At 67.2% G+C, this 10044-nt stretch carries 6 protein-coding genes and 1 pseudogene; 3 read left to right on the top strand and 4 right to left on the bottom strand.

From position 1 onward, the window contains the following. From glnX to A5686_RS24510, 3 genes are all read left to right on the top strand, one after another. Positions 1-1292 (top strand): protein kinase G-activating protein GlnX (gene glnX / locus A5686_RS24520; protein ID WP_067939855.1); only part of this gene is annotated, 1292 nt, incomplete at its 5' end. Then, on the top strand, positions 1292-2272 hold the full coding sequence (locus tag A5686_RS24515; protein ID WP_067939847.1) for a glutamate ABC transporter substrate-binding protein: 981 nt from the start codon (positions 1292-1294) through the stop codon (positions 2270-2272). The genes glnX and A5686_RS24515, both read left to right, overlap by 1 nt. Beyond that, the gene (locus A5686_RS24510; RefSeq protein WP_067939845.1) at positions 2272-4554 is read left to right on the top strand and encodes a serine/threonine-protein kinase PknG; all 2283 of its coding nucleotides are present in this window, start codon (positions 2272-2274) and stop codon (positions 4552-4554) included. The genes A5686_RS24515 and A5686_RS24510 overlap by 1 nt, the downstream gene beginning before the upstream one ends. Before the next feature lie 179 nt (positions 4555-4733). Here the strand turns inward: A5686_RS24510 and A5686_RS24505 are convergent. The 4 genes and pseudogenes from A5686_RS24505 to fgd all read right to left on the bottom strand — a co-directional run bounded on the left by A5686_RS24505 (position 4734) and on the right by fgd (position 10007). Next, a pseudogene (locus A5686_RS24505) lies at positions 4734-5593 on the bottom strand (DUF559 domain-containing protein). A gap of 139 nt (positions 5594-5732) precedes the next feature. Then, a complete protein-coding gene (locus tag A5686_RS24500) occupies positions 5733-6899 on the bottom strand; it encodes an acetate kinase (protein WP_067939843.1) in 1167 nt (388 codons plus the stop codon). Continuing rightward, a complete protein-coding gene (pta, locus tag A5686_RS24495; protein ID WP_067939841.1) occupies positions 6896-8959 on the bottom strand; it encodes a phosphate acetyltransferase in 2064 nt (687 codons plus the stop codon). Before pta ends, A5686_RS24500 begins: the two co-directional genes overlap by 4 nt. 37 nt (positions 8960-8996) lie before the next feature. Then, positions 8997-10007, bottom strand: coding sequence for a glucose-6-phosphate dehydrogenase (coenzyme-F420) (gene fgd, locus A5686_RS24490; protein WP_067939840.1), 1011 nt, complete (start codon positions 10005-10007; stop codon positions 8997-8999). Between the last annotated feature and the right edge of the window lie 37 nt (positions 10008-10044).

Genomic DNA, 10044 nt, shown 5'->3' with positions numbered 1-10044 from the left:
CCGAGCCGCAGGGATCGCGGTCACCGGCCGAACCAGCCCATCCACGCTGGTGGTTCGTCTCGACGACGCCCGGCCGCATCTTGACCATCGGCATCGTGCTGGCCGCGCTAGGCGGGATCAGCGCCTTCGCCACCTCGACCACCATCAACCACCGGCAGCAAGTGCTCACCACTGTGCTCAACCACACCGAGCCGCTGTCGTTCGCGGCCGGGCGGCTCTACACCACGCTGTCGGTGGCCGACGCCGCCGCGGCCACCGCATTCATCGCCGAGGCCGAACCACAGCCCGTTCGCCAGCGCTACGAGCAGGCCATCACCGACGCGTCGGTGGCCGTGACCCGGGCGTCGAGCGGGCTCACCGACGAACCGCTGGTGCAGTTGCTGGGCCGGATCAACGCCGAGCTGGCGGTCTACACCGGCCTGATCGAGATCGCCCGAACCAACAACCGGGAGGGCAATCCGGTCGGCTCGTCGTACCTGTCGGAGGCATCGGGACTGATGCAATCGACGATCTTGCCCGACGCGGCGCGGCTCTACCGGGCGACGTCGGAGCGGGTCGACGCCGAAACGACGGCGTCGACGCAGATTCCCGCGCCCGTCATCACGGTGGTCGGTGCCACCGTCATCTTCGGCGCGTTCTCCCACCGCTGGCTGGCACGGCGCACCCGGCGCCGCATCAACCCAGGTCTGGTGGTGGGCGCGCTCGCTATTCTCGTCATGGTGGTTTGGGTTGGAACTGCGCTGACCATTTCTACGACCGCCAGTCGTAGCGCGAAGGACACTGCAGCGGAATCCCTCAAAACCGTCACAAGTGTCGCGATCACCGCCCAGCAGGCGCGCGCCGACGAGACGCTGTCCCTGATCCGTCGCGGCGACGAAGAGAAACGTAAGCAGTCGTTCTACCAACGCATCGATTCCATGCACCGACAGCTCGAGCAGTACATGTCCCGCAGCGACGCAGTGGACAAGCCGGACCTGGAAGGCGCCGATCAGCTGCTGCTGCGCTGGCGGCAGGCCAACGACCGGATCACCTCGTACATCTCGGTGGGTAACTATCGGGCCGCAACCCAGGTGGCGCTGGGCAGCAGCGAAGAAGACTCCACCCCGGCGTTCGACAAGCTGGAGGGCGAGCTGGTCAAGGCCATGGACCAGGGCCGCATCACGCTGCGCAACGACGTCATCAACGCGCGCAGCGGCCTGTCCGGCGCCCAGGTGGGTGGGGTGGTGCTCAGCCTCGGCGCCGCCATCGCGGTGGCGCTGGGGCTGTGGCCGAGGCTGAAAGAGTATCGATGATGATCCGGCTGCCCCTGCTTCTTCGCCGGGCGTGCACCGCGGCCGCCGCGGTGGCGGTACTGGCGGGCTGCGGACACACGGAATCGCTACGAGTGGCCAGTGTGCCGACGTTGCCGCCACCGACGCCCGTCGGCATGGAACAGTTGCCGCCGCAGCCCCCGCTGCCGCCCGACGACCCCACTCGTGGCTGCGACCTGACCGCCAGCCTGCGGCCCTTCGCCACCAAGGCGGAGGCGGATGCGGCGGTCGCCGACATCCGGGCCCGCGGCCGGCTGATCGTCGGGCTCGACATCGGCAGCAACCTGTTCAGTTTCCGCGACCCGATCACCGGCGAGATCACCGGTTTCGATGTCGACATCGCCGGCGAGATCGCGCGCGACATCTTCGGGGCGCCGTCACACGTCGAGTATCGGATCCTGTCGTCGGACGAGCGGATCACCGCGTTGCAGAACTCCGAGGTGGACGTCGTGGTCAAGACCATGACCATCACCTGCGACCGGCGCAAACTGGTGAACTTCTCGACCGTCTACCTCGACGCCAATCAGCGCATCCTGGCCCCGCGCGACTCGCCGATCGTCAAGGTCTCCGACCTGTCCGGCAAGCGCGTCTGCGTGGCCAAGGGCACGACGTCCCTGCATCGGATCCGGCAGATCGATCCGCCACCGGTCGTGGTCTCGGTGGTCAACTGGGCCGATTGCCTGGTGGCGATGCAACAGCGGGAGATCGACGCGGTCAGCACGGACGATTCGATCCTGGCCGGTCTGGTCGAAGAGGACCCCTACTTGCACATCGTCGGCCCGAACATGGCCACTCAGCCCTACGGCATCGGGGTCAACCTGAACAACACCGGACTGGTGCGGTTCGTCAACGGAACCCTGGAACGGATCCGTCGGGACGGTACGTGGAACACGTTGTACCGCAAGTGGTTGACGGTGCTGGGCCCCGCGCCTGCCCCGCCCACGCCGAGGTATTCAGACTGATGGCCGAGCCGGAGAAGCAAACCGAGCAGCCGGAAACCGGCTCGGAGGACGTCGGCCCGGGCACCCAACCGGCCACCGTGCAGAGCGGCGCGACGACGGGGCGGCTGCAGGCAACGCAGGCACTGTTCCGCCCGGACTTCGACGATGACGACGATGACGACTTTCCGCACATCTCGCTGGGGGCGTTGGACACCGATCCGCAGGACCGCATGACGGTGGCGACGCGGTCGCTGCCTGCGGTCAGGCAGCTCGGCGGTGGCCTGGTCGAGATCCCGCGTGGGCGGGACATCGATCCGCTCGAAGCCCTGATGACCAACCCGGTGGTACCGGAGTCCAAGCGATTCTGCTGGAACTGCGGAAAGCCGGTCGGCCGGTCCAGCAAGAAAGCCAAGGGCACTTCGGAGGGCTGGTGCCCCTCCTGCGGCAGCCCGTATTCGTTTCTGCCACAGCTCAATCCCGGCGATATCGTCGCCAACCAATACGAGGTCAAGGGCTGCATCGCACACGGCGGTCTGGGCTGGGTCTATCTGGCGGTCGACCACAACGTCAACGACCGGCCGGTGGTGCTCAAGGGCTTGGTGCACTCCGGCGACGCGGAGGCGCAGGCGATCGCGATGGCCGAACGACAGTTCCTGGCCGAGGTGGTCCACCCGCAGATCGTGCAGATCTTCAACTTCGTCGAACACGTCGACCAGCACGGGAATCCGGTCGGCCTCATCGTCATGGAGTACGTCGGCGGTCAGGCGCTCAAGCACGGGAAGGGCGAGAAGCTACCCGTCGCCGAGGCCGTCGCCTACCTGCTGGAAATCCTGCCCGCGCTGAGCTATCTGCACTCCATCGGCCTGGTCTACAACGACCTGAAGCCGGAGAACATCATGCGCACCGAAGAGCAGCTCAAGCTGATCGACCTGGGTGCGGTTTCGCGAATCAATTCCTTCGGATACCTTTATGGCACACCGGGTTTCCAGGCGCCCGAGATCGTGCGCACCGGCCCGACGGTCGCCACCGACATTTACACCGTGGGCCGCACACTGGCCGCGCTCACGCTCAACCTGCACACCCGCAACGGCCGGTACGTCGACGGCTTGCCCGAGCACGACCCGGTGTTGAAAACCTACGACTCCTTCCGCCGGCTGTTGCGCCGCGCCACCGATCCCGACCCGCGGCGCCGGTTCGCCAGCACGGAGGAGATGTCCGCCCAGCTGATGGGTGTGCTGCGCGAGGTGGTCGCCCACGACAGTGGGGTGCCCAGGCCGGGCCTGTCAACGATCTTCAGTCCCAGCCGCTCGACGTTCGGGGTCGACCTGCTGGTCGCCCACACCGACGTCTACCTGGACGGTCAGGTCCACTCGGAGAAGCTCACCGCACGGGAAATCGTTACCGCGCTACAGGTTCCGCTGGTCGATCCGGCCGACGTCGCGGCTCCCGTCCTGCAGGCGACCGTGTTGTCCCAGCCGGTGCAGACCCTGGACTCGTTGCGCGCGGCACGGCACGGAACGCTGGATGCCGACGGGGTCGAGCTGTCCGAATCGGTGGAGCTGCCGCTGATGGAGGTCCGCGCCCTGCTGGATCTCGGCGATGTGGCCAAGGCCACCCGCAAGCTCGACGACCTGGCCGAGCGGGTCGGCTGGCAATGGCGATTGGTGTGGTACAGGGCCGTCGCCGAGCTGCTCACCGGCGACTATGACTCGGCCACAACGCATTTCACCGAAGTGCTGGACACGTTCCCCGGCGAGCTGGCACCCAAGGTGGCGCTGGCCGCCACCGCCGAATTGGCCGGCGACGTCGACGACCACAAGTTCTACGAAACGGTGTGGAAAACCAACGACGGGGTGATCTCGGCCGCATTCGGGTTGGCTAGAACGCTGTCTGCGGAAGGGGATCGGGCCGCCGCGGTGCGGACGCTGGACGAGGTCCCGGCCAGCTCCCGGCACTTCACCACCGCGCGACTGACCAGCGCGGTGACGCTGTTGTCCGGACGGACCAAGAGCGAGATCACCGAGGAGGACATCCGCGACGCGGCCCGGCGGGTGGAGGCGCTGCCGCCGACCGAGCCCCGCGTGCTGCAGATCCGCGCCCTGGTGCTGGGCTGCGCGATGGACTGGCTGGAGGACAACAAGGCCAGCACCAACCACATCCTCGGATTCCCGTTCACCGAGCACGGGCTGCGGCTGGGAGTCGAGGCGTCGCTGCGCAATCTGGCCCGCGTCGCCCCGACCCAGCGACACCGCTACGCGCTTGTGGACATGGCGAACCGGGTGCGCCCCACCAGTACCTTCTAGCCGCGTCTGGCCGCTTCGCTCGTGGCCGCTTCGCGCATGACCATTTCCCGCGTGGTCGCTTCGCTCGTGGCCGCTTCGCGTCGGACCGCTTCCCGCGTGGTTGCTTCGCGTCGAGTGTGAATCGTGGGCCTTCAGTGTGAACGTCGGGAGGCGACACGCCGACAAACTCCGCCGTAGGTTCACTCCGAAAGCCGACAATTCACAGTCGATTTCGCTAGCGCCGCCCGAACTCGGCGAACGATGCCTTCGGGCCGGTCTTCCGCGACGACCCGGACGACGATCCAGCCCAGCTCTTCGAGCATCTCCTGGCGCTGAATGTCTTTGACGTATTGTCTTCGGTCGGTGCGATGTTGGTCGCCGTCATACTCGACGGCGACCATCGGCTCCGGCCAGCCCAAGTCCAGGTAGGCGGCGGGCAGGCCGTCCGCGCCGAACACCGGAATCTGGGTCTGCGGCCGCGGCAGGCCCGCGTCGATCAGGAGCAACCGCAAATAGCTTTCCCGCGGCGACTGTGAGCCCGGGTCGACAAGGTCGAGTGCCGTCTCCAGTCGCCGCAGGCCAGGCGTGCGCGGGTGTGCCTCGGCGACCCGCAGCACGCCGTCGACCTTGAAACCCGTTGCGCGGGCCAGCGCGTCGAGCCGGACGACGGCCGAGCGGATGGCCCCGCGGCGGCCGATGTCGAACGCGGTCCGCTCCGGGGTGGTGACAGCGAGCACACCGCACAGCTGCGTCTCGCCGGCACCCAATGTTTCCCGACGCGTCAGTACTGCGTTCGGGGGCCGGTTGTTGGCGTGTATCAGCTCAACCGGAACACCGTCGGGTACCCACTTGGCGCCGTGCAGGTAAGCGGCGGCGGCCCCTGAGATGACGGCTCGGCCACCAGACCACAGCCACGCAGCCGCAATTCGCAACTCAAGCGAGGTACCGCGTCATTCGAGAGGTACACGTCGGGCAACAGTGCGCGGTATCGCGTCCGCAGCTGGTGCCGGCTCAGCGAGCCACAGCGCAACGCCTCGCTGCCGACAAATGGCTCCTTCATGTCGCGACCATCGCAGGTCGACCGCGCTCAGCGAGTACGTCTGTGCACAGGGCTGCCGGACCCTGGGCCTGCGGCCAGGCCAAATGGGCCAACGGGAACCCCACCCGACGCGGTGCGATTCACGCGCCAAGCCACCGGCTTAATATCCGCCTAGCACGTCCACGCAGTCCCGGGCGATGGCCAGCTCTTCGTTGGTCGGGACCACCAGCACGGTGATCGGTGAATCGTCGGCGGAAATCTGACGCGCACCCTTACCGCCGCCGAGGTTGCGGCGCTCATCGAGCACGATGCCCAGTTCCTCCATGCCGGCGACCGCGTCGCGGCGCACCGCCGGATCGTTCTCGCCGATCCCGGCGGTGAAGCTGATGACATCGGTGTGCCCCAGCACCGCGAGGTAGGCGCCGATGTACTTGCGCAGCCGATGCGTGAACACGCTGTACGCCAGTTTTGCCGACTCGTCGCCGGATTCGATCATCGTCCGCAGCCGGCGAAAGTCGCGCTCCCCGGCCAGGCCCAACACCCCGGAGCGCTGGTTGAGCATGGCCTCGACGTCGTTGACGCCCATCTTCGCCACGTGGCACAGATAGGCGACGACACTGGGATCGATGTCGCCGCTGCGGGTGCCCATTACCAGACCTTCCAGCGGCGTCAAACCCATCGAGGTGTCCAGCGGCCGGACACCGGCGATCGCCGAGGCGGAGCAACCGTTACCCAGATGCAGCACAATCTGTTTCACGCCGCCGAGCGGTCGGTCCAGGAACGCCGCGGCCTGCTCGCTGACGTAGCGGTGCGACGTCCCGTGAAACCCGTACCGGCGGATCTGAAACCGCTGCGCCAAGTCGTGATCGATGGCGTAGGTGGCCGCCGCGGGCGGCAAGTCGTGGAAAAACCCGGTGTCGAACACGGCTATGTGGGCGAGGTCTGGCAGCAGCTTGCGCGCGACCTCGATTCCTTTGAGGGCGGGCGGATTGTGCAGCGGGGCCAACTCCGACAATTCGTCGAGCCTGCCGATCACCGTATCGTCCAGCAGCGTGGGTTGATAAAAAGTGTTGCCGCCGTGCACCACTCGATGACCCACCGCGGCGATGCCGCTCGCCTTCAGGTCGATGCCGTCGTCGGCCAGCGTGTCGAACGCGCTGCGCAGCGCCGCGTCATGGTCGGGGACCGCCGACGATTCCTCTCCGATCCGCTCGATGAGACCCGTCGCTCGCGCGTCTCCCGAATCGGGGTCGACCACTTGATATTTCAGGGATGACGAGCCCGAATTGATCACCAACACCAGGCGTCCGTCGCCACCGGCCGTCATGGCTGGCCCTGCGCCTGAACCGCGGTGATGGCCACGGTGTTCACGATGTCTTCGACCGACGCGCCCCTGGACAGGTCGTTGACCGGCTTGCGTAAGCCCTGCAACACGGGCCCGATGGCAAGTGCCCCGGCGCTACGCTGCACCGCCTTGTAGGTGTTGTTGCCGGTGTTGAGGTCGGGGAAGATCAACACGGTCGCGCGGCCTGCCACCGGCGAGTCGCGCAGTTTGGTGGCGGCGACCGACGGTTCGATCGCGGCGTCGTACTGGATCGGGCCCTCGACCGGCAGCTCGGGGTTGCGCTGCCGTACTAATTCTGTTGCCGTCCTTACCTTGTCGACGTCCGCGCCGGTACCCGAGTCGCCGGTCGAGTACGACAGCATCGCCACCCGCGGCTCGATGCCGAACTGCGCGGCGGTGCGCGCCGACGAGATCGCGATGTCGGCCAGCTGCTCGGGCGTCGGATTCGGGATGATCGCGCAGTCGCCGTACGCCAGCACGCGATCGGGCAGACACATCAAGAAGATGCTGGACACCGTCGAAACATCCGGGACCGTCTTGATGATCTCGAATGCGGGCCGAACGGTGTGGGCGGTGGTGTGCGCCGCGCCGGACACCATGCCGTCGACATGGGAGTTCTGCACCAGCATGGTGCCGAAATACGTACTGTCGCGCATGACCTCGCGGGCCTGCTCGACGGTGACGCCCTTCGCCTTGCGCAACTCTGCGTACTGGCAGGCGAACTCGTCGCGCAGCTCGCTGCTGCGCGGGTCGATCACGGTGGCATCACCCAGGTCGACCCCGAGTTCTGCAGCGCGCTGGCGGATTTGAGCCTCATCGCCCAGGATGGTCAGGTCGGCCACGCGGCGCTGTAGCACCCGGCCGGCGGACCGCAGGATCCGGTCGTCGTCGCCCTCGGGAAGCACGATGTGCTTGCGATCCGAACGCGCCTGCAGCGTCAGCTGGTGAATGAACATCTGCGGCGTGACGACGGTGGGGATCGGGATGGCAAGCTGCGCAAGTAGATCGGTGATGTCGACATGGCGGTCCATCAGCTCCAGCGCGGTGTCGATCTTGCGCTGCGAGGTCGCCGTGACCCTGCCCCGGGCCGACGCCGCCGCGCTGCCGGTGTCGTAGGTGCCCAGCGCGGTGGCGACGATCGGTAGCCGCAGCCGCAGTCCGGCGACCAGGGCGGCGATGGACGGGTGCAGCGCGAATCCGCCGTTGAGCACGATGCACGACAGCGACGGAAAGCCCTCCGCGGCATGGGCGCTGGCGACGGCGAGCACCACGTCCGAGCGGTCGCCCGGGGTGATGACCGCGACGCCGTCGCTCAGCCGTTCCAGGACGTGGTCGGCGGTCATCCCCGCGACCAGTACGCCGGTGACCTCGCGTTCGCGCAGCGACTCTTCGCCGCTGACCGGCGTCCCACCGACCGCCTTCTCCAGCTCGGCCACCGTCGGCGCCGACAGCAGCGGCTGCTCGGGCAGCACGTAGCTGCGCTGGGTGAATTTGCGCAGCGCTTCGGCCACGTCGGCCAGCTCGGCCGGATCGCACCGGTTGGCCACCACCGCCGCGGTGTGCGCGTGCTGGGCGTCCAGTTCGGCGAGGCAGACGTCGACGACCCTGGCGATCTCGGCGGCGGTGCGCCCCTTGCCGCTGACCGTCAGCAGCAGCGGCGCACCGAGGTTGACCGCGATGCGCGCATTGGTCGTGAGTTCCGCGGGCCGGGTCACGTCCGTGTAGTCACTGCCCACGATCACCACCACGTCGCACACCTCGGCCACCGCGTGATAGGCGTCGACGATGCGGGCGATCGCGGCATCGCCGTCGGCGTGCAGCTGCTGATACGTGACGCCGACGCACTGCTCGTACGACAGACCCGCGGTGGTCCGGGTCAGCAACAATTCGAGGATGTAGTCGCGGTCGTCTGACTCAGAGCGCGTAATGGGCCGAAACACACCGACTTTGGCGACCGTCGCGGTCAACCGGTGCAGCAGCCCCAGCGCTATCGTCGACTTGCCGGTCTCCGGCTCGGGCGCGGCTATGTAGATCGCTGTCACTGAACTGACACAGAGCCGGAAACCATTCGCGCGCCTCTCAGGCCAGCCGCCGCAGCCGCGGCGCCAGGTCCTTCTCGAAGAGCTCGAGGAAGCGGCGCTGATCATGGCCGGGGGCGTGGAACACCAGGTGGTTGAGGCCCCATTTCACGTACTGGCCGACCTTTTCGACCGCTTCGTCCGGATCGGACGCCACGATCCAGCGCTTGGTGATCTGCTCGATCGGCAGCGCGTCGGCGGCCTTCTCCATCTCGATTGGATCATCGATGGAGTGTTTCTGCTCGGCCGTCAGCGACAGCGGCGCCCAGAACCGGGTGTTCTCCCGGGCCAGTTCGGGGTCGGTGTCGTAGGAGATCTTGATCTCGATCATCCGGTCGACGTCGTCCGGATTCTTTCCGGCCGCTTCCGCCCCCTCCTTCATGGCGGGCATCAGTTTGTCCTTGTACAGCTCCTCGCCCTTGCCGGAGGTGCAGATGAACCCGTCGCCGGCCCGCCCGGCGTACTTGGCCACCTGCGGTCCGCCCGCCGCGATGTAGATCGGGATGCCGCCGTCGGGCACGTCGTAGATCGAGGCGCCCTTGGTTTTGTAGTACTCGCCTTCGAAGTCGACGCGGTCGCCCAGCCACAGTTCGCGCATCAGCCGCACCGATTCGCGCAGCCGCGCGTAGCGCTCCTTGAACTCCGGCCACTCGCCCTCATATCCCGTGGCGATCTCGTTCAGCGCCTCGCCGGTGCCGACACCGAGGAAGATGCGGTTCGGGTACAGGCAGCCCATCGTGGCGAACGCCTGGGCGATCACCGCGGGGTTGTACCGGAACGTCGGGGTGAGCACCGAGGTGCCCAGCACCAGCCTCTCGGTGCGCTCGCCGACCGCGGTCATCCAGGCCAGCGAGAACGGCGCGTGTCCGCCCTCGTGCCGCCACGGCTGGAAGTGGTCACTGACGGTCGCGCTGTCCATGCCGTGCCCTTCGGCGGCGACAGCGAGTTCGACCAGCTCGCGCGGTGCAAATTGTTCAGCGGACGCTTTGTATCCGAGTTTCAGTTCAGCCACTCGTTCTTTCTACTCCTGTGCTGACGGTCGCGACCCG

The organism is Mycobacterium sp. E2479, assembly GCF_001667925.1.
GTDB lineage: Bacteria > Actinomycetota > Actinomycetes > Mycobacteriales > Mycobacteriaceae > Mycobacterium.
This window is presented reverse-complemented; position numbering and strand designations above follow the sequence as displayed.

Excerpts from the sequence above, each read along its gene's own strand:
- A5686_RS24500 (WP_067939843.1), bottom strand. The coding sequence starts at position 6,899 with ATGACGGCCGGTGGCGACGGACGCCTGGTGTTGGTGATCAATTCGGGC.
- A5686_RS24510 (WP_067939845.1), top strand. The coding sequence starts at position 2,272 with ATGGCCGAGCCGGAGAAGCAAACCGAGCAGCCGGAAACCGGCTCGGAG.
- A5686_RS24515 (WP_067939847.1), top strand. The coding sequence starts at position 1,292 with ATGATCCGGCTGCCCCTGCTTCTTCGCCGGGCGTGCACCGCGGCCGCC.